21 protein-coding genes are annotated in these 21,297 nt (G+C 66.5%); 6 read left to right on the plus strand and 15 right to left on the minus strand.

Features of this window, described 5'->3' with window-relative positions:
* Positions 1–11: 11 nt before the first annotated feature.
* The 3 genes from LC092_RS14725 to LC092_RS14735 all read right to left on the minus strand — a co-directional run bounded on the left by LC092_RS14725 (position 12) and on the right by LC092_RS14735 (position 2,060).
* A complete protein-coding gene (locus LC092_RS14725; protein WP_224807797.1) occupies positions 12–1,115 on the minus strand; it encodes a 5-(carboxyamino)imidazole ribonucleotide synthase in 1,104 nt (367 codons plus the stop codon).
* Between the two features lie 92 nt (positions 1,116–1,207).
* Positions 1,208–1,705 (minus strand): 5-(carboxyamino)imidazole ribonucleotide mutase, encoded by a 498-nt coding sequence (purE, locus tag LC092_RS14730; protein ID WP_224807799.1) that lies wholly within the window; start codon positions 1,703–1,705, stop codon positions 1,208–1,210.
* Between the two features lie 133 nt (positions 1,706–1,838).
* A complete protein-coding gene (locus LC092_RS14735) occupies positions 1,839–2,060 on the minus strand; it encodes a YdcH family protein (RefSeq protein WP_224807801.1) in 222 nt (73 codons plus the stop codon).
* Between the two features lie 308 nt (positions 2,061–2,368).
* On the opposite strand from LC092_RS14735, the gene LC092_RS14740 reads away from it, so the two are divergent.
* Complete coding sequence (locus LC092_RS14740) at positions 2,369–2,548, plus strand: YdcH family protein (protein WP_224807803.1); 180 nt, start codon at positions 2,369–2,371, stop codon at positions 2,546–2,548.
* A gap of 96 nt (positions 2,549–2,644) precedes the next feature.
* Here LC092_RS14740 and LC092_RS14745 read toward each other — a convergent pair whose 3' ends face one another.
* Positions 2,645–4,282 (minus strand): acyl-CoA synthetase, encoded by a 1,638-nt coding sequence (locus tag LC092_RS14745; RefSeq protein ID WP_224807805.1) that lies wholly within the window; start codon positions 4,280–4,282, stop codon positions 2,645–2,647.
* Positions 4,283–4,384: 102 nt separating this feature from the next.
* Positions 4,385–5,149, minus strand: a complete 765-nt coding sequence (locus LC092_RS14750; protein WP_224807807.1) for a sulfite exporter TauE/SafE family protein — start codon at positions 5,147–5,149, stop codon at positions 4,385–4,387.
* 312 nt (positions 5,150–5,461) lie between these two features.
* Between LC092_RS14750 and LC092_RS14755 the strand changes: the two genes are divergently transcribed.
* Both LC092_RS14755 and LC092_RS14760 read left to right on the plus strand, forming a co-directional pair.
* A complete protein-coding gene (locus LC092_RS14755) occupies positions 5,462–7,369 on the plus strand; it encodes a propionyl-CoA synthetase (protein WP_224807809.1) in 1,908 nt (635 codons plus the stop codon).
* A 172-nt stretch (positions 7,370–7,541) separates the two neighbouring features.
* Entirely contained in the window at positions 7,542–8,339 is a 798-nt protein-coding gene (locus LC092_RS14760; RefSeq protein ID WP_263627154.1) for an SDR family oxidoreductase, read from the plus strand.
* 80 nt (positions 8,340–8,419) lie between these two features.
* On the opposite strand, the gene LC092_RS14765 is transcribed toward LC092_RS14760, so the two are convergent.
* Positions 8,420–10,360 carry an ABC transporter transmembrane domain-containing protein gene (locus LC092_RS14765; protein WP_412103588.1) on the minus strand — a complete coding sequence of 647 codons (1,941 nt, stop codon included), beginning with the start codon at positions 10,358–10,360 and terminating at the stop codon, positions 8,420–8,422.
* Positions 10,361–10,668: 308 nt separating this feature from the next.
* Between LC092_RS14765 and rpmE the strand changes: the two genes are divergently transcribed.
* Entirely contained in the window at positions 10,669–10,893 is a 225-nt protein-coding gene (gene rpmE / locus LC092_RS14770) for a 50S ribosomal protein L31 (RefSeq protein ID WP_029059426.1), read from the plus strand.
* A 169-nt stretch (positions 10,894–11,062) separates the two neighbouring features.
* On the opposite strand, the gene LC092_RS14775 is transcribed toward rpmE, so the two are convergent.
* Together LC092_RS14775 and LC092_RS14780 are read right to left on the minus strand one after the other, a co-directional pair.
* Positions 11,063–11,605, minus strand: coding sequence for a DUF1465 family protein (locus LC092_RS14775; protein WP_224807820.1), 543 nt, complete (start codon positions 11,603–11,605; stop codon positions 11,063–11,065).
* Between the two features lie 419 nt (positions 11,606–12,024).
* On the minus strand, positions 12,025–12,216 hold the full coding sequence (locus tag LC092_RS14780) for a DUF1192 domain-containing protein (RefSeq protein WP_224807821.1): 192 nt from the start codon (positions 12,214–12,216) through the stop codon (positions 12,025–12,027).
* 132 nt (positions 12,217–12,348) lie between these two features.
* Here LC092_RS14780 and LC092_RS14785 point away from each other — a divergent pair, with 132 nt between their 5' ends.
* Together LC092_RS14785 and LC092_RS14790 are read left to right on the plus strand one after the other, a co-directional pair.
* Positions 12,349–13,359, plus strand: coding sequence for an NAD(P)H-quinone oxidoreductase (locus tag LC092_RS14785; protein ID WP_224807822.1), 1,011 nt, complete (start codon positions 12,349–12,351; stop codon positions 13,357–13,359).
* Between the two features lie 131 nt (positions 13,360–13,490).
* Positions 13,491–14,315: a DUF1013 domain-containing protein gene (locus LC092_RS14790; protein WP_224807823.1), complete on the plus strand. Its 825-nt coding sequence runs from the start codon at positions 13,491–13,493 to the stop codon at positions 14,313–14,315.
* A gap of 94 nt (positions 14,316–14,409) precedes the next feature.
* On the opposite strand, the gene LC092_RS14795 is transcribed toward LC092_RS14790, so the two are convergent.
* From LC092_RS14795 to LC092_RS14825, 7 genes are all read right to left on the minus strand, one after another.
* The gene (locus LC092_RS14795) at positions 14,410–15,441 is read right to left on the minus strand and encodes a peptidoglycan -binding protein (protein WP_224807824.1); all 1,032 of its coding nucleotides are present in this window, start codon (positions 15,439–15,441) and stop codon (positions 14,410–14,412) included.
* A gap of 25 nt (positions 15,442–15,466) precedes the next feature.
* Positions 15,467–16,471 carry a flagellar motor protein MotA gene (locus tag LC092_RS14800; RefSeq protein WP_224807826.1) on the minus strand — a complete coding sequence of 335 codons (1,005 nt, stop codon included), beginning with the start codon at positions 16,469–16,471 and terminating at the stop codon, positions 15,467–15,469.
* Between the two features lie 91 nt (positions 16,472–16,562).
* Entirely contained in the window at positions 16,563–17,357 is a 795-nt protein-coding gene (locus LC092_RS14805; RefSeq protein WP_224807828.1) for an inositol monophosphatase family protein, read from the minus strand.
* Positions 17,358–17,476: 119 nt separating this feature from the next.
* The gene (gene efp / locus LC092_RS14810; RefSeq protein ID WP_224807830.1) at positions 17,477–18,040 is read right to left on the minus strand and encodes an elongation factor P; all 564 of its coding nucleotides are present in this window, start codon (positions 18,038–18,040) and stop codon (positions 17,477–17,479) included.
* 234 nt (positions 18,041–18,274) lie between these two features.
* The gene (locus LC092_RS14815) at positions 18,275–19,423 is read right to left on the minus strand and encodes a tetratricopeptide repeat protein (protein ID WP_224807832.1); all 1,149 of its coding nucleotides are present in this window, start codon (positions 19,421–19,423) and stop codon (positions 18,275–18,277) included.
* Positions 19,420–20,064: a thiamine phosphate synthase gene (locus tag LC092_RS14820; protein ID WP_224807834.1), complete on the minus strand. Its 645-nt coding sequence runs from the start codon at positions 20,062–20,064 to the stop codon at positions 19,420–19,422. The genes LC092_RS14815 and LC092_RS14820 overlap by 4 nt, the downstream gene beginning before the upstream one ends.
* Before the next feature lie 152 nt (positions 20,065–20,216).
* Complete coding sequence (locus LC092_RS14825; RefSeq protein ID WP_224807836.1) at positions 20,217–21,248, minus strand: class I fructose-bisphosphate aldolase; 1,032 nt, start codon at positions 21,246–21,248, stop codon at positions 20,217–20,219.
* Between the last annotated feature and the right edge of the window lie 49 nt (positions 21,249–21,297).

The following is a 21,297-nucleotide window of genomic DNA, read 5'->3' on the forward strand; positions in this document are numbered from 1 at the left end:
CGCGGATGCCTTCAGGCGCGCTGGGGGCGGATGCGGTTCACATGGCCCATCTTGCGGCCCGGGCGCGTGTCCGATTTGCCGTAGAGATGCAGCGCCGCCGCCGGATCGCGCAGGATCTCCTGCCAGCGGTCGACCTCGTCGCCGATCAGGTTTTCCATCACCACGTCGCTGTGGCGTTCGGCGCTGCCGAGCGGCCAGCCGGCGACCGCGCGTATATGCTGCTCGAACTGCGAGACGAGGCAGGCGTCCTGCGTCCAGTGACCGGAATTGTGCACGCGCGGGGCAATCTCGTTGACCACAAGGCGGCTTTCCGCCCCCTGCGGCAGAACGAACATCTCCACGCCGATCACGCCGACGTAGTCGAGCTGGTCGGCAATGCGCTCGGCCATCGCGCGGGCGTCCGCCGCCAGTTCCGCATCGAGCGCGGCCGGGACGGTCGAGGTCTTAAGAATGTGGTCGCGGTGGACGTTCTCGGCCACGTCGTAGGCGCGCACCGTCCCGTCGACGGCGCGGGCCGCGATCACCGACACCTCGCGCTCGAAGGGCACGAAGGCCTCGAGGATGGCGGGGGCCTTGCCGATCTGCTGAAAGGCGGCCGCGGCATCGGCGCCGTCGCGCAGGAGCACCTGTCCCTTGCCGTCGTAGCCGAGCCGCCGGGTCTTGAGGATGCCGGTGCCGCCGAGCTGCGCGAGCGCTTGCGCGATGTCGCCGGCCGCATCGATGCGGGCGAAATCGGCGACCGGAATGCCGGCATCGCGCAGGAACGTCTTTTCGTTCAGCCGGTCCTGGGAGACGGCCAGCGCCGTCGGGCCGGGGCGCACGCAGACCCGCTCTGCGAGATGCGCGGCCGTGGGGCCGGGGACATTCTCGAATTCATAGGTCACGACATCGACCGCCGACGCGAAGACGTCGAGCGCGGAAATGTCGTCATAGCCGGCAATCGTGAAACTGCTGGCGACCTCGAAGGCCGGACTGTCCGGGTCCGGGCACAGGATATGCGTCTTCAGGCCAAGCGGGGCCGCGGCCAGCGCCAGCATCCGGCCAAGCTGACCGCCTCCGAGGATCCCGATCGTGTCGCCCGGCGACAGCGGGCGGGTCGGTGCCTGAGTGGTCATGGTGTTCGCATCCTTGGGCTGAAAGGCGGGGCTGGTCTGTTGGAGGCGCGGGGCGGTGCGCGGGGAACTGCGCGAAACGGGCGGAGGCGGCGTCAGCTCTCGTCGACCGGGCGCTCGGCAACCGCCTCGCTCTGGCGCGTGCGCCAGGCCTCGAGGCGCTCGGCAAGCGCGGGATCAAAGAGCGCGAGCACGGCGGCCGAGAGCAGGGCCGCATTGACGGCGCCGGCGCGGCCGATCGCCAGGGTGCCCACGGGAATGCCGGCCGGCATCTGGACGATCGACAGCAGGCTGTCCTCGCCCTTCAGGGTGCGGGACTCGATCGGCACGCCGAAGACCGGCAAGGATGTCATGGAGGCGGTCATGCCGGGCAGGTGGGCGGCGCCGCCGGCGCCCGCGATCACGGTCTTGAAGCCGGCCTCCTTCGCACTCTTGGCGAAGTCGTAGAGCCGGTCGGGGGTGCGGTGCGCCGAGACGATCCGCGCGTCATAGGCGATCCCGAGCGCGTCGAGCGTTTCCGCCGCATGCTTCATGGTCGGCCAGTCGGATTGACTGCCCATGATGATCGCCACCGGCGGCCGTGTCGTTGTCATGCGCCCGTTACCCCAGATCGGTTCGGTCCGGCGCTCCCCGGCGGGGAGGCTCCCTGAAAGGCCACGCACTATATGCAGCGCGGGGGCGGGCGCAAGTGCGGTTGCGGAAACGCGGACGGGCGGGGCGCGCCGCTCAGGCGATGATGTCCGGCAGAAGCTTGTCTTCCAGCGTGGCGATGCGGTCCTTCAGCGACAGTTTCTTCTTCTTCAGGCGCTGCATCTGCAGCGCGTCGCTGCGTCCGGTGTCATTCATCGCCGAGATCGCCATGTCGAGATCGCGGTGTTCCTGCCGCAATCTTGCAAGCTCGTTGCGAACCGCGTTCTCGTCGTGAGCGCTGCCCATGCCAGAATCCATGCCTTACTCCACGCGTGCGGTCCGAAGTGGCCCGGACCGGATATCGGCGCCTGCCTGCACCTTCCGCAGGGCAAAGACATGCCGCCGGCGGACAGGATACAGCGCGGGCGCGGTTTGCGGTAGGGCCGTGATGTGCGCGGTTCGAAATGCCGCCGCAGATGTCGGGACCGGACATCGTGTCGCAGGGTGTCGAACAGGCCGTAACCGCTGGGTAACCCTGCCATTGCTGCAACCGGGAAGCGTTCGACAGGCGGTCCCTGCTGTGTCACACTCGTGTCGTCAAAAGCGCATAGGCAAGGAGGTTATCCATGTCCCTTCAGTCGCATCTCGTCGAGTTGCAGAAACGCCACTCCGACCTTGAACGTGAACTGGAAAAAGCGATGCGGCACCCGAGCACGGATTCGCTCGAGATTGCCTCGCTCAAGCGCCGAAAGCTTCACCTCAAGGACGAGATCAAGAAACTGCAATCGGACGCGACCTTGCACTGAAGTCAAAATGACGCAATCCGGTGGGCCTGTCCCGCCGCACGACACCAGAAGCCGCGGCATCGCCGCGGCTTTTGTCGTTTCAGGCGCCGTTGTCCGCTAGACGGATTTCGCCATTTCCCGCAGGACGAACTTCTGGATCTTTCCGGTCGAGGTCTTCGGCAGTTCGGTGAAGACGACATGGCGGGGCGCCTTGTAGCGGGCCATGCGCTCGCGGCAGAAGGCGATAAGCTCGTCTTCGGTGACACTGGCGCCGGTCTTGAGTTCGACGAAGGCGCAAGGGGTTTCGCCCCATTTCTCGTCCGGACGGGCGACCACGGCGGCGGCGATCACCTGGGGATGCTTGAACAGGACGTCCTCCACCTCGATGGAGGAGATGTTCTCGCCGCCGGAGATGATGATGTCCTTGGAGCGGTCCTTGAGCTGGATGTAGCCGTCCGGATGCAGCACGCCGAGATCGCCGGAATGGAACCAGCCGCCGGCGAAGGCCTCTGCGGTGGCCTGCGGGTTCTTCAGGTAGCCCTTCATCACGACGTTGCCGCGAAACATCACCTCGCCCAGCGTCTCGCCGTCGGCGGGAACGGCCTCCATGGTTTCCGGATCGCGGACGGTGAGATCTTCCAGGGCAACGTAGCGCACGCCCTGGCGCGCCTTCAGCGCCGCCTGTTCGGCCGCCGGGCGCGCGTCCCATTCGCGCTTCCACTCGTTGACGACAGCGGGTCCGTAGACCTCGGTCAGCCCGTAGAGATGGGTGACGTTGAAGCCTGCGTCCTTCATCGCGGCGAGCACCGATTCCGGCGGCGGGGCGGCGGCGGTGAAGAAATCCACCACGCGTCCGCCGAGATCGCGCTTGTCGGCGTCCGCGGCGTTGAGGATGGTCGACATCACCACCGGCGCGCCGCACAAATGGGTCACGCCCTCATCGGCCAGCGCATCCCAGATCGGTTTCTGGCGCACCTGGCGCAGGCAGACATGGGTTCCGGCAACGACCGACATCGACCACGGAAAGCACCAACCGTTGCAGTGAAACATCGGCAGGGTCCACAGGTAGACCGGGTGTTTCGCCATGCCGGCGGTCAGGATGTTGGCCTGGGCGAGCAGATAGGCGCCGCGATGGTGGTAGACGACCCCCTTCGGGTTTCCGGTCGTGCCGGAGGTGTAGTTCAGCGAGATCGCGTCCCACTCGTCTTCCGGCAGCGACCAGGCAAACGCCGGATCGCCGCTCATGACGAAGGCCTCGTAGTCGAGCGAGCCGAGCCGCTCCCCCTCCTGGGCAAATTCGGGATCGTCGTAGTCGATCACGAGCGGAGACACCTTGGTCAGCGCCAGCGCCTCCTTCATCACCGGGGCGAACTCGCGGTCGGTGATCACCACCTTGCTGTTTGCGTGGTCGAGTTGGAAGGCGATGATCGCGGCATCGAGCCGGGTGTTGAGCGAATGCAGCACGGCGCCGGCCATCGGCACGCCGTAGTGGGCCTCAAGCATCGGCGGGGTATTGGCAAGCATCACCGTGACCGTGTCGTTCTTTCCGATCCCGTGCGCGGCAAGCGCGGAAGCAAGACGGCGGCTGCGGGCATAAAACTCCGCGTAGACCGTGCGGCTCGATCCGTGGACGATGGCGGTTTGATCGGGAAAGATGCTGGCGGCGCGGGCCAGAAAGCTCAACGGCGACAAGGGGGTGTAATTCGCCTGGGTCTTGTCGAGATCGCGCGTGTAGGGGCTGCCGCTATCGGCCATTCTGTCCTCCGAAGGCTCCGGCGGGTCCGCGAAGCGGTCGCCGTTCGTCGCGCCATCAAAGCGGCAATGCGCCGCGCGATCAACAGCAATGGTGGCGGCGGATCAGGCGATCAGCGCGCTCAGCCCGTCCCAGAACAGTTTGACCCCGATGATGGCCACGCCCGCATAGGTGATCTTGTAGAAAATCCCCGGGCGAATGCGTTTCACCAGCCAGGCGCCGGCGAAGGTTGCAAGCGGGGCCAGCGGCAGGAGAACCGCCGATGTGGCCAGGTTTTCCGCCGCGAACTGGCCGAGCGCGGCATAGGGGACCAGCTTGATCGCATTCACCGTGGTGAAGAAGATCACCGACGTGCCGGCAAAGCGCACCGGATCGAGCCGCAGCGGCAGCATGTAGATCTGGTAGGGCGGGCCGCCGGCATGGCTGACGAAACTGGTGAAGCCGGAAATCATGCCCCAGAAGCGCCCGAGCCAGGGCCGCTGGGCCCGCGCGACGTTGCCGGCCCGCGCGCCGATCACCGCGTTGAGCGTGAACAGGATGGCGACCAGGCCGATCAGCAGGCGCACATGGGCCTCGCTGACCACGGCGGCGGTGAAATAGCCGATCGCGATCCCCACGATCGCGGCCGGGAGCAGGATTTTCAGGCTCGTCTTGTCGTAGATGCCGCGATAGGCGAAGAGCCCGGCCATGTCCATGACGACGAGGATCGGCAGCATGATACCGGCGGCCTGCACCGGCGCGATGGTCAGGCTCATCAAGGGCACGCCAAGCAGCGACAGCGGTCCGCCGAAGCCGCCCTTCGCCAGGCCCACCATGATGACGGCAGGCACCGCGAAGGCGTAGAACATCGGGTCGGCGATGGGGGTCATTCGGCACTCGTTCGGCGGGTGGGTCGGCTGTTGTCATAGGCTTTGCGGAGACGGCTGTCACGTTCGTCCGGCGAAGACGGATTCCGCCTTGCGCCCGTCGGCCCGGGTGCTTCTGGAAGACTCGGGGCCCTGATCGCCACCATACGCAAACTCCCCATTCACCGAATGTCGTAGCCGCCCAAGTCTTGCCTTTCGCGGGCGGCTGGCGGCACATACGATGCACGAGGGACAGGAGACACACTGCCGCCCGTAATCCGGCGCCGGGCCAACCGGAGCACGGACGCGGGCGCGTCGCACAGGGAGGAACGTCAGATGGCAAGCCGCTATCACGAGGTCTATGAGGGCTGGAAACGCGATCCGGAAGGCTTCTGGGCGGAGGCTGCCGCTGAGATCGACTGGATCAAGCCCTGGGACAAGGTGTTCGACCAAACCCTTGGCGGCTACGGGCAGTGGTTTGCGGGTGCGGAATGCAACACCTGCTACAATTGCCTCGACCGCCACGTGGAGCGCGGGCGCCCCGGCCAGCCGGCGATCATCTACGACAGCCCGATCACCGGCGCGAAGGCGACCTATTCCTATGAGGAAACGCTGGAGCGGGTGAATGCGATGGCCGCCGTCCTGAGCGACCAGGGCGTCACCAAGGGCGACCGCGTCATCATCTACATGCCGATGATCCCGGAAGCGGTGATGGCGATGCTTGCCTGCGCCCGTCTCGGTGCGGTGCATTCGGTCGTCTTCGGCGGCTTCGCCGCCAACGAACTGGCTACCCGCATCGACGACGCCAAGCCGACCGCGATCATTGCCGCCTCCTGCGGCATCGAGCCGGGCCGGGTCGTGACCTACAAGCCGCTGCTCGACGAGGCGATCAATCTGTCCGCGCACAAGCCGGCCAACTGCTTCGTGCTGCAGCGCGAGCAGTCGAAGGCGGTGCTGACCGACGGGCGCGACCACGATCTCGGCGTGCTGATGGACGAGGCGCTCGCCGCCGGGCGCACCGTCCCTTGCGTGCCGGTGAAGGCGACCGACCCGCTCTATATTCTCTACACCTCCGGCACCACCGGGCAGCCGAAGGGCGTCGTGCGCGACAACGGCGGCCATATGGTCGCGCTCAAGTGGTCGATGACCAACATCTACGGCATCGAACCGGGGGAGGTGTTCTGGGCGGCCTCGGATGTCGGCTGGGTCGTCGGCCATTCCTACATCGTCTATGCGCCGCTGCTGCAGGGCGCGACCACCATCGTCTTCGAGGGCAAGCCGGTCGGGACGCCGGACGCGGGCGTGTTCTGGCGGGTGATCTCGGAGCACAATGTGGTGAGCCTGTTCACGGCGCCGACGGCGTTTCGCGCCATCAAGAAGGAAGACCCGCGCGGCGAACTGATCACCGATTACGATCTCGCCAGCTTCCGCTCGCTGTTCCTTGCGGGCGAACGCGCCGACCCCGACACGCTGCAATGGGCGGAGGACCAGCTCGGCGTGCCGGTGATCGATCACTGGTGGCAGACCGAGACCGGCTGGACCATCGTCGGCAATCCGCTCGGGCTTGGCCTGCTGCCGGTCAAGCATGGCTCGCCGACCGTGCCGATGCCGGGCTACGACGTGCAGGTGCTGGACGATGCGGGGCATCCGGTGCCGGCCGGAACGCTGGGCAATGTCGTCGTTAAGCTGCCGCTGCCGCCGGGCTGCCTGCCCACGCTGTGGCAGGCGCCGGAGCGCTTCCACAAGGCCTATCTCGAGGAGTTTCCGGGCTACTACAAGACGGCGGATGCCGGCGTGATGGACGAGGACGGTTATCTCTTCATCATGGCGCGCACCGACGACATCATCAATGTCGCCGGTCACAGGCTCTCCACCGGCGCGATGGAAGAGGTGCTGGCGGGCCATCCAGATGTCGCCGAATGCGCGGTGATCGGCGTGGTCGACACGCTGAAGGGACAGGCGCCTTGCGGGTTCGTCGTGCTCAAGGCCGGGGTCAACCGTCCGCACGCGGAGATCGAGGCGGAACTGGTCAAGCGGGTGCGCGAGAAGATCGGCCCGGTGGCGGCCTTCAAGCTGGCGATCACCGTCGAACGCCTGCCGAAGACGCGCTCGGGCAAGATCCTGCGCGCCACCATGCGCCAGATCGCCGACGGGGCCGAGGTCCGGGTGCCCGCGACAATCGACGACCCGGCGATTCTGGAGGAAATCGAGGAGGCGCTGAAGGCGCGCGGCCTTGCCGTGTGACGATGCCGGTTGCAGGGCCGGCGCGCGGTGACGCAGCGTCCACCGGCCTCGACGGGCGGTCCGGCCGCCGTTGCCGTGCGCCCCATCGACAGGCTGGGTTCCCCGGCCTATGGTCGCGGCAATGTCCGGCCCTGGCCGGTCACTTCGGATATGGACAACGCGACAAACGAGGATGCCAGTGTCCCTGGAAAACAAAGTTGCCATTGTCACCGGTGCGGCCGGCGGCATCGGCTTCGCCATCGCGAAGCGCTTCGTGCAGGACGGGGCGAAGGTGGTCATCGCCGATCAGGACGAAACCCGCGGCGAGGCGGCGGAAGCGGAGCTCAAGGCGCTCGGGGACGTGCTCTACGTCCATTGCAACGTCGCCGAGAAGCTGGACGTGCGCAATCTCGTGGCCGCGACGCTCGATGCCTACGGCGATATCGACGTTCTGGTGAACAACGCCGGGATTGTCGTCGGGGCGGACTTCCTCGACCTCGACGAGGCGGATTTCGACCGGGTCCTGTCCGTCAACCTGAAGGGCGCGTTCCTCTGTTCCCAGGCGGTGGCCCGTCACATGGTCGCCAAGGTCAAGGACGGCGGGACCCCCGGCACGATCATCAACATGTCGTCGGTCAATGCGGTCTTCGCGATCGCCAACCAGGTGCCCTATTCCGTTTCCAAGGGCGGGTTGAACCAGCTGACCAAGGTGGCGGCGCTGTCGCTCGCCGAATACGGCATTCGCGTCAACGGCATCGGTCCCGGCTCGATCATGACGGAGATGCTGGCCTCGGTGAACTCCGACCCGGCCGCGAAGGCACGCGTCTTGTCGCGCACGCCGTTGCGTCGCGTCGGCGAGCCGTCGGAAATCGCCGGCGTGGCGGCTTTCCTCGCCTCCGACGATGCAAGCTACATCACCGGCCAGACGATCTACGCGGATGGCGGTCGTCTGCCGCTGAACTACACGGTGCCGGTTCCCGATCAGGATTGAGCCTGCGGGCACGACCGCGAAAAAGCCGGGCATGATGCCCGGCTTTTTGGGTTGAGGAGCGCGGTTCCGGTCGTTGGCCGCTATTCGGCGGCGGAGCGTTCGGAGCCGGTTTCAGAAAAGGCGCGGGCACCGGTCTCGAACTGCAGCTTCGCCAGCTTGGCATAAAGCCCGCCGCGGGCGACCAGATCCTCGTGCCGTCCGGTCTCCACGATCCGTCCGCCGTCCATCACCACGATCCGGTCGGACTTCAGCACGGTTGCCAGACGGTGGGCGATGACGAGCGTCGTGCGTCCCTCCATCAGCCGTTCGAGTGCGGCCTGGACGAGGGTCTCGTTCTCCGCATCGAGCGCGCTTGTCGCCTCGTCAAGGAGCAGGATCGGCGCGTCCTTGAGGATGGCGCGGGCGATGGCGACACGCTGGCGCTGGCCGCCCGACAAGGTGATGCCGCGTTCGCCGACCGGCGTGTCGTAGCCCTTTTCCAGCGCGCGGACGAATTCGTCGGCCGAGGCCGCGACGGCCGCTGCCTCGATTTCCTCGCGGCTGGCATCGGCGCGCCCGAAGGCGATGTTTTCGGCAATCGTCGCGCCGAAAACGGTGGTGTCCTGCGGCACCAGCGCGATATGGCGGCGGATGTCGACCGGATCGCAGTCGCGCAGGTCGAAGCCGTCGATGCGGATGGTGCCGGCGGTGGGGTCGTAGAAGCGCATCAGGAGATGGAACAGCGTCGACTTGCCGGCGCCGGAGGGGCCGACCACGGCGACGGTTTCGCCGGGCGATATGTCGATGTCGACCCCGTCGAGAACCGGCAGGTTCGCTTCCGGTCCGTAGGAAAACGAGACCCCGTCGATGTGGACCGCGCCTTCCATGCGCTTGGGAAGCTTCGCCGGCGCCGGGGGGGCTGCGATCTGCGGGCGGATCTGGAGGATTTCCGAAAGCCGCTCGGCCGCGCCGGCTGCAAGCGAGATCTCGCCCCAAACCTGGCTCATCTCGCCGAGCGCGCCGGCCGCGAAGATCGAATAGAGCAGGAACTGGCCGAGCTCGCCGGCGGTGATCCGGCCGACGAAGACATCGCTAGCGCCGACCCACAGCACGGTAACCACGCTGGAGGCGATGACGAAGATCGCAAAGCCGGTCAGAAGCGCGCGCGCCAGGATCGCCATGCGGGCCGCGCGAAAGGCCTCTTCCACGGAGGCGGAAAACCGGCCGCCGGCGTGGCGCTCGTTGGTGAAGGCCTGGAGCGTGCGGATCGAGCCGAGAATCTCGGAGGCATAGGCGGAGGCGTCGGCAAGCGTGTCCTGGGCGTGGCGCGAGCGCCGGCGCACCTTGCGGCCGAAGGCGATCAGCGGCAGCACGATCACCGGAATGGCGCCCAGCACGAAGAGCGACAGCCGCGGGCTGGTGACGACCATCATCCCTGAGGCGCCAAGGAACATCACCATGTTGCGCATGGCGATGGAGGCGCTGGCGCCGACGGCGGACTTGACCTGGGTCGCATCGGCGGTGAGGCGCGAGATCATCTCGCCCGACTTCGCCTTGTCGAAATAGGCCGGCGACAGGTGGACGAGGTGGGAGAACACGTCGGCGCGCACGTCGGCGACGATGCGTTCGCCAAGCGATGTGACGAGGAAGTAGCGCAGCGCCGAAAAGGCGGCGAGCGCGGCTGCAACGGCGATCAGGACGGAAAAATAGTTGTTCACCAGCGAAGGATCGTCGGCGCCGAAGCCGAAGTCGATCATCCGGCGGATGGCGACCGGCAGCAGCAGGGTGGTCGCAGAGGCGCCGAACAGCGCCAGCAGCGCCAGTGCGACATGCGTCTTGTAGCGCGCGACATAGGGAAGCAATGCGGCAAGCGGCCGGATATCGCGTTTTCCGGCCCGCTGGGGAGCCGTTGATGAACCATAGCGGGACACGCTGTCTCTTTTCTCCGTTCGGGGTATCGTCAATCTTGCGGCATGTGCGGATCCGCGGGGTCTTACCGCGGACCATAACCGGATCGGCACGCGAAGGCCAAGCGCCTGCATGCCGGCGTATGGCCGCACCCGGCCGGTTTTTGCCGGACGCGCGCCCGTGGCCGGCCAATCCGCCGGCCGGGGAACCCTGCTCTTGTCTTCACGGCGCGTATCGGGTATAGGCTCGCGATCAGGGTTTCGGGGCCCGGACCTTCGACGGTTCAGCCCCATACGAACCGCACATCCACTCTAAACACGGTAGAGGTCGGCATCGCCGGGCGCGGCGCGTGTTTCTTCGGATCGGTGCGGTGTCATACAGATCAACCAGACGCGCCGAGCCTCCCCAGGGCCGGTGTCAGCCGCAGGCACGGGGACTAACGATGAAGAAAGACATTCATCCCGCATACCACACGATCAAGGTGGTGATGACGGACGGCAGCGAATTCCACACGCGCTCCACTTATGGCGCCGAGGGCGACACGCTCCAGCTGGACATCGATCCGCGCACGCATCCGGCCTGGACCGGCGGCGACCGCCAGTTGATGGACCGCGGCGGCCGCGTGTCCCGCTTCAAGAACAAGTACGCCGGTTTCCTCGGCAACTGAGCCGGGCATATCCGATCGGCGACGCTTATGCGTTGAAATTAAAAACCCCGGCTCGTCGAGCCGGGGTTTTTTGTGTCTGCGATCGCGATGTGCGGCGGCGGGTCTCGTCACCTGTCTTTCGGCGATATCCGCCGGTCCGTGGGACCGGCGCAAGCCTGTTGTGTCGGTGTCAGGACGGGCGGTTCTGGCCGAAGGCGGCGCTCAGCACGTTGAGCTGCGCGGCGACGGGGTTCTCGCCCGGAACCGGCATCGGCGCCCGGTCCTTGGCCTCATAGATCATCCGGTCGAGATGCACGATGCGCTCCTGCAGGCGCACGGAGCGGTCGATCAGGTCGCGAAGCTGCGCGGGCAGTTCGTCCCAGCCGGGTCCGCCCTGGCTTGAGGACAAGGTGCTGAGGCGGACCTTGTTCTTCTCGCTGCCGGCCTGTTCGGAGGACATCTCGCCTTCGTTGACGGCGCGCTGCAACAGCAGCCAGGAGGCCATCTGCATCAGCCGCGTGGTCAGGCGCATCGATTCGGTCGCATAGGCGAGCGACGCCGCACGCGGCAGCGATTTCGATTCCACGCGACCGTCGCCATCCAGATAGGCGGCGGTCTCCTCGACCAGCGCCATGCCGTCGCTGAACAGCGCAGAAAACATCTCCGAATTGGCAAGCCGGTCGACGAAATCGATGGGGCCGCCCTGGAAGGTCCGTGTGTTCCGGTCCGTCATGCGCCTGTGCCTCCTGTAAACTCGTGGGTCTTGTCGCATTGGCGGCCCGGGATGGGAAGTGTCCGGCTTCAGACCGGTGCATCCTGTCCCGAAATGGGCCGTGTGCGGTGACGTCTGACTCCATCCCGCAAACGGCATGCCAAGGGAGCGAGGCCACGAACCTCTTGTGTCCGCCTCCGGGATACACCGAAGCGCGGCACAAAAAAAGAGCCGCGACGAACGCGGCTCGAAGTCATTAACAGGGAGGCGTCAAACAGAGTGGACAGGAGCCACTCGAAATCCAGATGACTGGATATGCACAGTTATAATTTGGAAAGCTTAATAAACGGTAAATGATTAAAATTTGAATGACCTGAAATGGGTCACCTTGCGTTGTCGCGAGACAACTTCATTGAATTTATTGGTGTTTGCTACAGGGCTTATTTGCGAAAAACGGCATCGGCCGCTGCGCGGACGCCGCCACGGGCATCCCGTTCGGCCGTGACGCGCAGGACTTCCGCCTGCAGCAGGGCGATGCGGTCGGCCAGTTCCTGTTCGGACAGGCGGGACAGGTCTTCGCCAAGCACGACCGGCGCCGCGAGCGGACGTGCGCTGTCTTCATTGGCCGCCATCGTGCGATCTCCCGTAAGCGTGTCCCGACGGGGACCGATTGTTCCGGCTTTCCGGTCTTGCGTCAATTGTCAGGCTTGGCGGGAATGCGTAAACCGGTCGGGACACGATTTTTCAGATCCCTGGAGGCAGCAATGAGCAGCACCGAGCGCATGATGACGGCAATCGGCTTCAAGAGCCCGGGAGGGCCGGACGTGCTTGCCGCGGAAAGCCGTCCCGTTCCCTCGCCGCGCGAGGGGCAGGTGCTGATCGCGGTTGCGGCGGCCGGCGTCAACCGGCCGGACGTGCTGCAGCGCAAGGGTGCCTATCCGCCGCCTCCGGGCGTGACCGACATTCCCGGCCTCGAGGTCGCCGGCACGATCGCCGGCGTCGGGCCGAAGGTGGACGGTCTCGCCGAGGGCGACGCGGTGTGCGCGCTGGTGCCCGGCGGCGGCTATGCGCAATATGTCGTCGCGGACGCCGGCTGTGTGCTGCCCGTGCCCAAGGGGCTGACGCTGACCCAGGCCGCGGCCCTTCCCGAAACCTTCTTCACCGTCTGGAGCAATGCCTTCGACCGGGTCGGCCTCAGCGCCGGGGAGAGCTTTCTGGTGCATGGCGGAACGTCGGGGATCGGCACGACCGCGATCCAGCTCGCCAAGGCCTTCGGGGCGACGGTGTTCACCACCGTCGGCTCGGAGGAAAAGGCGCAGGCCGCGCGCGCGCTCGGCGCCGACCATGTGATCGACTACAACCGCCAGGACTTCGTGTCGGAGATCCTTGAGATCACCGACAAGCGCGGCGTCGACGTGATCCTCGACATGGTCGGCGGCGACTATGTGGAACGGAACTGGAAAGTGGCGGCGGTCGAGGGCCGCATCTGCCAGATCGCCACGCTGAACGGGGTGAGCGAGCAGGTGAACTTCTCCCGGTTGATGGTGAAGCGGCTGACGCACACCGGCTCGACACTGCGGCCGCGCGACACCGCCTTCAAGGCCGCGATCGCCGAGAAGCTGGCGCAAAAGGTTTGGCCGCTGATCGAGGCCGGCACGATCGCCCCGGTGATGGATTCCACGTTTCCGCTTGCGGATGCCGATCAGGCACATGCGCGCATGGAGAGCTCCGGCCACATCGGAAAAATCGTGCTTTTGACCGGCGCGGCGCCCTGATCCGGGTTTGATTTCGGGGCACGAAGCGCGTATAAGCCTGCAAGTTCCCCGTCAATGTGACATGATTTCGGCTTTGCCAGCCGCCTTGCGAAAGCTTGGGACCTGGCGAAGCGCACAGGAGGATTTTACCCATGGCAACGCCTCCCTTGATGCCCAAGGCAACGGCCGTGTGGCTGGTGGACAACACGTCGCTCAGCTTCGATCAGATTGCGGACTTCTGCAACTTGCACCCCCTTGAGGTCAAGGCCATCGCGGACGGCGAGGCCGCGCAGGGGATCAAGGGGCTCGACCCGGTGATGACCGGCCAGCTCAGCCGCGAGGAAATCGACAAGGCGCAGGCCAACACCGGATACCGGCTGAAGCTGCAGGAAGCCAAGACCCGGGTACCGGAAACCAAGCGCAAGGGCCCGCGTTACACGCCGGTGTCGCGCCGTCAGGACCGTCCGAACGCGATCCTCTGGCTGGTGCGCAATCACCCGGAGCTGAAGGACGCGCAGATCATGCGCCTGGTGGGCACCACCAAGCCGACGATCCAGGCGATCCGCGAGCGCACCCACTGGAACTCCGCCCAGTTGACGCCGATGGATCCCGTGACGCTCGGCCTGAGCAGCCAGATCGAACTCGACATGGAAGTCGAGAAGGCCTCGAAGCACCTGCCGCCGAAGCCGGAAGGCGAAGTCGAGACCACGCTGCTGCCGGTCGACGAGACGACCTCGGAAGACGCGATGGCGGCCGCCTTCGCACGGCCCGCGCCGTCGCAGCCGAAGGAAGAAGAGATCGACGCCGATGCGGTCTTCGCCAAGCTGAATTCGCTCAAGGACGGCAGCGCGGCTCCCGCCGAAGAGGCGGAAGAAGCCGAAGACGATGTGCCGTCCGATCCCTTTGCCGGGTCGAGCGATGACGCCGAGGCCGGCGAGACGGCGGACGGCGACGACGAGAGCGCCGGCAAGAGCTGAGCCCCCGGATCGCGGACGCCACAACGCGCGCCGAATGATGCAAGCCGCTCCGGAGATCCGGGGCGGCTTTTTCGTGTCCGCGCAAAGACGGCGGTCAGCGTTCGGTGAGTTTCAGCTCGATGCGGCGGTTGCGGGCGAGCGCTTCCGGGTCGTCGCCCTCTTCGAGCGGCTGGAATTCGCCGAAGCCGGCGGCGACCAGACGTTCGGGATCGACGCCCTGGTCGATCAGATAGCGCACGACCGAGATCGCGCGTGCCGCGGAGAGCTCCCAGTTGTTGCGGAACCGTCCGGTGCCTGACAGTGGCCGCGCATCCGTATGGCCGTCAACGCGCAGCACCCAGTTGATCTCGTCGGGGATCTGCACGGCCAGCTCCTTGACCGCATCCGCGAGCTTCTTGAGTTCGGCTTCGCCGGCCGGATTGATCGTATCCTCGCCGGAGGAGAAGAGGACCTCCGACTGGAAGACGAACCGGTCGCCGACGACGCGGATGTCGGAGCGCTGCGACAGGATCTCGCGCAGCCGGCCGAAGAAGTCCGAGCGATAGCGCGACAGCTCCTGCACGCGCTGGGCCAGCGCCACATTCAGCCGGCGGCCGAGGTCGGCAATCTTGGTCTGGCTCTCCCGGTCGCGGCTTTCGGAGGCCTCCAGCGCGCTTTCCAGCGCGCCGATCTGGCGGCGCAAGGCGGAAATCTGCTGGTTGAGCAATTCGACCTGGGAGAGCGCGCGCTGCGAGATGCGTTTCTCGGCGTCGAGCGCGGTCTCCAGCGTCGCCACCGCGCCGCCGGCCTGATCGGCCTGATTGGAGGAGGCATCGAGCAGGCCCGCCAGCCGGTCGCGTTCGCTCTCGGCGTCGTTCAGATTGGCGGTGAGGGAGGCGATCGTGTCCTCAAGATCGCGTCCGCTGGCGCGCTCCAGCGCAAGCAGCTCCGTCAGCTCGCTGATCTGCGCGTTGAGGCGGTTCAGCACCGTGTCGCGACCGGAGAGCTGCTGGCCCAGAAAGAACTGCGCGAGGACGAAGATCGACAGCAGGAAGATGATCACCAGCAGGAGCGATGCCATCGCGTCGACGAAACCCGGCCAATAGTCGGTGCGCGCGTCGCGCCGTCTGAGCCGTGAGCCGGCCATGGTCAGCCCGTCCTTTCCGGTCTGGTCAACCCTTGTCGTCCTTGATGCGCTCGAAGGCGCGGGACATGGTCTTCAGCAGTTCCTCGATGCGCTTTTGCTGCAGCGACTGGTCGTCGGCCCATTCGCGCATCATCTGCTGCTCGTTGCGCACATGCTGCACCAGCCCCTGAATGCCTTCGGCAAGATTGGCCATCGCAACGGCGGCATTGCGGCCCGCGCCGCCGCCACCGTCGGCCACAGCCTTGCGCAGATTGTCGATGGCAAAGCGCAGTTCCGCCATGCCGGAGCCGCCGCCGCCCGCGCCGTCTTCCGGCTCGATGTCGGTCTGGGTCGACAGCCAGTCCTCCAGCTCGTTGTAGAAGCGGTTCTGTGCCTGGCCGGCCTGCAGGTCGAGAAAGCCCAGCACCAGCGAGCCGGTGAGGCCGAAAAGCGATGACGAAAACGCCGTGCCCATGCCCGACAGCGGGGCTTCCAGGCCGGCCTTGAGATCCTCGAAGATCACATTGGCGTCGCCCGAGCCGACGTCGAGGCTCTGGATCGTGACATTGACCGAGCCCACCGTCTGCAGCAGGCCCCAGAAGGTGCCGAGCAGGCCGAGAAACACCAGAAGGCCGGTGAGATAGCGGGCCATCTCGCGCGCCTCGTCGAGGCGCATGCCGATGGAATCGAGGATGGAGCGGGTGGTCGCCGGCGACAGCATGGTCTCGCCGGCGCGGTTGCCGAGAAGCGTCGCCATCGGCGCCAGCAGCACCGGCGGACGGCGCACCTCGATGCCCGGATCGCCAAGGCGGAAGCCGTTGACCCAGTTCACCTCGGGCATCAGGCGGATCACCTGGCGAATGGCGAGGAGAATCCCGATCAGCCCGGTGGCGAGGATCAGGCCGTTGAGGCCCGGATTGCTCATGAAGGCGGTGGCGATCTGGCGGTAGAGAATGAGGGCGAGAAACGCCACCACCGCCAGGAAAATCATCATCCGGATCAGATAGACCCAGGGACTGGACAGGCTGTACGGATCATAGGCGCGCGCCATGAGGGCTTGTCGACTCCCTGTTGAAGACGCGCCCTTGATAGCGTGATTGTCCCTTGCGTGAAAAGCCGTAATTCGTTCGGGCGCGATCCGCTCAGTCGTTGGCGTTGGCCAAGAGCTTGCGCAACTGGCCTTGGATCGACTCGTTTCCGGCAACGATCGAGCGGGTCTCGAACATCTTGTCGCCGCCCTTGATGTCGGTGACGAAGCCGCCGGCCTCGCGCACCATCAGGAGGCCGGCCGCCATGTCCCAGGGCGACAGTCCGTGCTCCCAGAAGCCGTCGAAACGGCCCGCGGCGGTCCAGGCAAGATCGAGCGCGGCGGCGCCGCAGCGGCGGATGCCGGCAACCTCGCCCATGACATGGCGGATTTCCTTGAGCGAGCGGGCATGATCGCCGACGCCGAGGAAGGGGATGCCCGTCGCGACAACGCAGTCGGGCAGCGCCTTGCGCGCCGCGACCCGCAAGCGGCGGTCGTTCATGAAAGCGCCGCGGCCACGCTCGGCGGTGTAGAGCTCGTCCATCGCCGGATTGTAGATCACGCCGGCGACGATCACGCCGTCGCGCTCAAGCGCGATGGAGACGTTGAAGATCGGGATGCCATGCAGGAAGTTCGTGGTGCCGTCGAGCGGATCGACGATCCAGCGGTGCTGCGGGTCCTCGCCGGGGATGGTGCCGGCCTCTTCCATCAGGAAACCGTAGTCGGGGCGGGCCTTCTGCAATTCGGCGCGCACGATCTTCTCGGCGTTGAGATCGGCCGCGGAGACGAAGTCGCTCGGACCTTTCCGCGAGACCTGCAGGTTCTCCACCTCGCCGAAATCGCGGGCGAGACTGCGCCCGGCCTTGATTGCGGCCTGGACCATGACATTGAGAATGGCTGAGCGGGACATCGCGGTTCCTGAAGAGATGCGGGCGGCGAGACCGGGCCCGGAAACATGGGGTCAGCGTTCGACCGCCGGCGGGCGAGGGCGTTCCCTCGGCGCCGGCAGTCGGTGCGGGAGCGGGCCGATCAGTCGGCGCGCTTGACGTATTCCACCAGTTCGGTGTCGACGACGATGCGTTCGCCGGCGGTGATGAACGGCGGCACCATCACGCGCACGCCGTTTTCCAGCATGGCGGGCTTGTAGGACGACGACTGGGTCTGGCCCTTGACGACGGCATCGGCCTCGGTGATCTCGAGCGTCACATACTGCGGCAGCGTGATGCCGATCGGACGCTCTTCGTGCAGCTCCAGGGTGACCATCATGCCGTCCTGAAGGAACGCGGCGCGCTCGCCGACGAAATCGGCCTGCAGCTCGATCTGCTCGTAGGTCTCGGTGTTCATGAACACCAGCATGTCGTCCTGCGGGTAGAGATACTGGAAGTCGCGCTGCTCGAGACGGACGCGCTCGACCTTGTCGGCGGAGCGGAAGCGCTCGTTCAGCTTGCGGCCGTCGATCAGGTTCTTCATCTCCACCTGGGCGAAGGCGCCGCCCTTGCCGGGCTTCACATGCTCTGTCTTGACCACGGCCCAAAGCGTGTCCTGATGCTGGAGCACATTGCCGGGTTTGATTTCATTGCCGTTGATTTTCATGACTTCGAGCTCGTCTGCCGGTGTTCGCGCCGCCGGACCTGTCGCACGACGGGGCGGACGCTGACTGTGAATGAACGCAAGTGCGGATTGCGCGCGCCTGGCACGAGGCCGGCAAGCTTGCCGGGCCGGTGTCCTTCGCCGCGCGGATCGCGAACTTGCCGCATGGTTCCTGATGCGCGGCCTGTGCACCACACTTCCGGTCGCCAATCAAGCAAAAAGGCGGAAAACGCCGCTTCAGGGGATGGGACCGCCTTCCGGCGCGGCGGTCGGATCGGCGACATAATCCTTGGCGAAGGCCTCGGCGGCGGCGAGGGCGTCCGGGTCCAGACCGGCCAGAATGCCGTCGAGCTGGAGATCCGAAACGCCGAGCCCGCGGGCTGCAAGATGCCAGCCGGCGGCCTTCTCCGGATCCACGTCGCGACCCCGGCCATAGGCGTAGACCCGTGCCAGGCGGTTCATGGCGACGGGATTGCCCGAGGTGGCGGCGCGTTCGAACCAGTCGGCGGCCTCCGGTTCATTCGGGTCGACGCCGCGTCCGTTGAAGCGCAGGATGCCGTAGCGCACCTGCGCGCCGACATGCCCCTGACGCGCGGCGCGGCCCATCCAGAAGGCGGCGCGCGCCTCGTCGCGCACATCCGCAGGCCCGTCGAGACGGAACTGGGCGAGCTCGAACTGCGCGTCGACATCATCGAGCTCTGCGGCCTTCTGCAGGAGCTCCAGCGCCGTGTCGGGATCATAGGGCCGGCCCTCGCCGGTCCGGTAGAGGCCCGCGAGATTGTAGATCGCCTCCGGCACATCGGCATCGGCGGCGATCTGGAACATGTCGCCGGCCTTTTGCCGGTCCTCGGCGACGCCGATGCCGTTGAGCAGCAGCAGCCCATAGCGCAGGGCGGCCTTGACATTGCCGTTGGCGGCCGCGAGCGAATACCAGCTCGCCGCCTTCTCGGCGTCCTGCGGCAGGCCGCGTCCGGTCTCGTACAACACCCCGAGGAGGGTCTGGGCCGCGGTGTCGCCCTCTTCCGCGCGCGGGGTCGCCAGCGACAGCGCTGTCAGATACCAGCCGCGCTGGAAGGCGCCATAGGCATAGTCGATGGTTTCGCCTGCAACGGGGAGCGGCAGCGGCGGGCGCGTGCCCACCGGACTCGGCAAGGGCTCCTGGTCGTCGGCCAATGCCTCCAGCCGGGTCGCGGTGCCGGTGAGCGGCTTCGCCGCGGAACCGGTCGCCGGCTCCCCTTCCAGCGGCGCCATCGCCGGTGGCGAGACCTCAGCCGCGGGCGATGGCTCGCCCGACTGCGCAAGCGCCATGCCGCCGGCGGACAGCACCGCGGCGAGCGTTGCCGCCACTGTCAGCGCATGGATCCCCGGTGTGGCGCGTGTGGTCATCCGTCTTCCGAATTGGCGAGCGTGTATTGCGCCAGAATGTCGTTTGCCGCGGTCACGGCCGCGGCCGGGCCGTCCGGGTGGTTCCAGATCGCGCCGCGCACGGCCACGAAATCGGCGCCGGTCGCCGCACAGGTCCCGATGCCCGAGAAGGCACTGCCGCAGAGCGCGACGCAAGGGGTTTCGAACAGTTCCGACCACCAGTCGGCGAACTGCAGCGTTTTCGGATGCACCTCGGCATCCTCGCTGCGTTCGATCAGGCCGAAGAACACATAGTCCGCGCCCATTTCCGCGACCCGCATGGCATCGTGGCGGCTGCGGATGTCGCCGACCCCGACGATGCCGTTGGGGTGGAAATTTTCCAACGCGCCGGCCAGGCTCTCGGAGCCGGCGTCGACATGCACGCCATCGGCGCGGGCACGCCCGGCGGAGCGGGTATCGTTCTGCAACAGCACGGCGGTCCCGGCGGCCTGGGCGATCGGCACAACGCGTTCGGCGATCTTCTGGGCGGCGCCTTCGCCCCAACCGCCGTCGGCGATCAGCAGGCAGGCGACATCGCCGCCGGACAGCGCGGCTTCCACGGCCTGCGGAAAGCTGTCCGGATCGAGGTCGATCGGTGAGATCAGATAGAGGCGCGGGTGCACGTCACTCGTCCTTCCGGGTCGCCAGAGGAGCAGGGCGGTCGGTCGCCAGTCGATGCTGAGAGATGGCGGCCGATCACGGCAAAAGAGGGGCAGACCTGCCCCTCCCGTTTCGCAGTTCAAAACGGGCGGCGGTGCGCCGCCCGGCCGTCGTGTCAGGCGGTCTCGAGGTCCTTGGACCATTCGCCCTTGGCGGCGAGGCCGTTCATCCGGGCACGGTGCGCGAAGGCGGCCTGACCGGCTGCGACGTTCTCCGGCTTGCCGCCCCAGGCCTTCAGCGCCGACTGCTGCAGCGCGCGGCCGTAGGAGAAGGTCAGCTTCCACGGCAGGTTGCCGGAGGCGTTCATCAGGTTGAGGTGCTCGGTGGCGAGTTCGTCCGACTGGCCGCCCGAGAGGAAGGCGATGCCCGGAACCGCGGCCGGAACGGTCGAGCGCAGGCAGCGCAGCGTCAGTTCGGCGACCTCTTCCGGGGCAGCCTGGAAGGCGGCGTTCTTGCCCGGAACGATCATGTTCGGCTTCAGGATGATGCCTTCCAGCATGACGTCCATCTGGAACAGCTCGGCGAACACCGTGTTGAGCGTCCACTCGGTCACTTCGTAGCAGGTCTCGATGTCATGGCTGGCGGCGGCGCCGTCCATCAGCACCTCCGGCTCGACGATCGGGACGATGCCGGCTTCCTGGCACAGCGCCGCATAGCGGGCGAGCGCATGGGCATTGGCCTGGATGCAGGTCGAGGACGGCAGGCCGTCGTCTTCGGAGATATCGATCACCGCGCGCCACTTGGCGAAACGGGCGCCGAGCTCGTAATATTCCTCGAGGCGCTCGCGCAGGCCGTCGAGGCCTTCGGTCACGGTCTCGCCCGGGAAGCCGGCCATCGGCTTGGCGCCCTTGTCGACCTTGATGCCGGGAACGGCGCCGGCCTTGCGGATCAGCTCGACGAGCGGCGTCCCGTCGGCGGCCTTCTGGCGCAGCGTCTCGTCGAACAGGATGACGCCGGAGATGTGGTCCTTCATCGCCGCGTCGGCGCGGAACAGCATCTCGCGATAGTCGCGGCGGTTGTCCTCGGTGTTTTCGGTGTCGATCTGGTCGAACCGCTTCTTGATGGTGCCGGTGCTTTCATCGGCCGCCAAAATGCCCTGGCCGGGAGCCACCATGGCCTCGGCGATGTCCTCGAGACGCTCACTCATCCGATCGGTCCTTTTCTTCGTGCCGCATTGTTCGCGAGATGCTGCGGCT

Source organism: Stappia stellulata (assembly GCF_020176715.1).
Classification (GTDB): Bacteria; Pseudomonadota; Alphaproteobacteria; order Rhizobiales; family Stappiaceae; genus Stappia.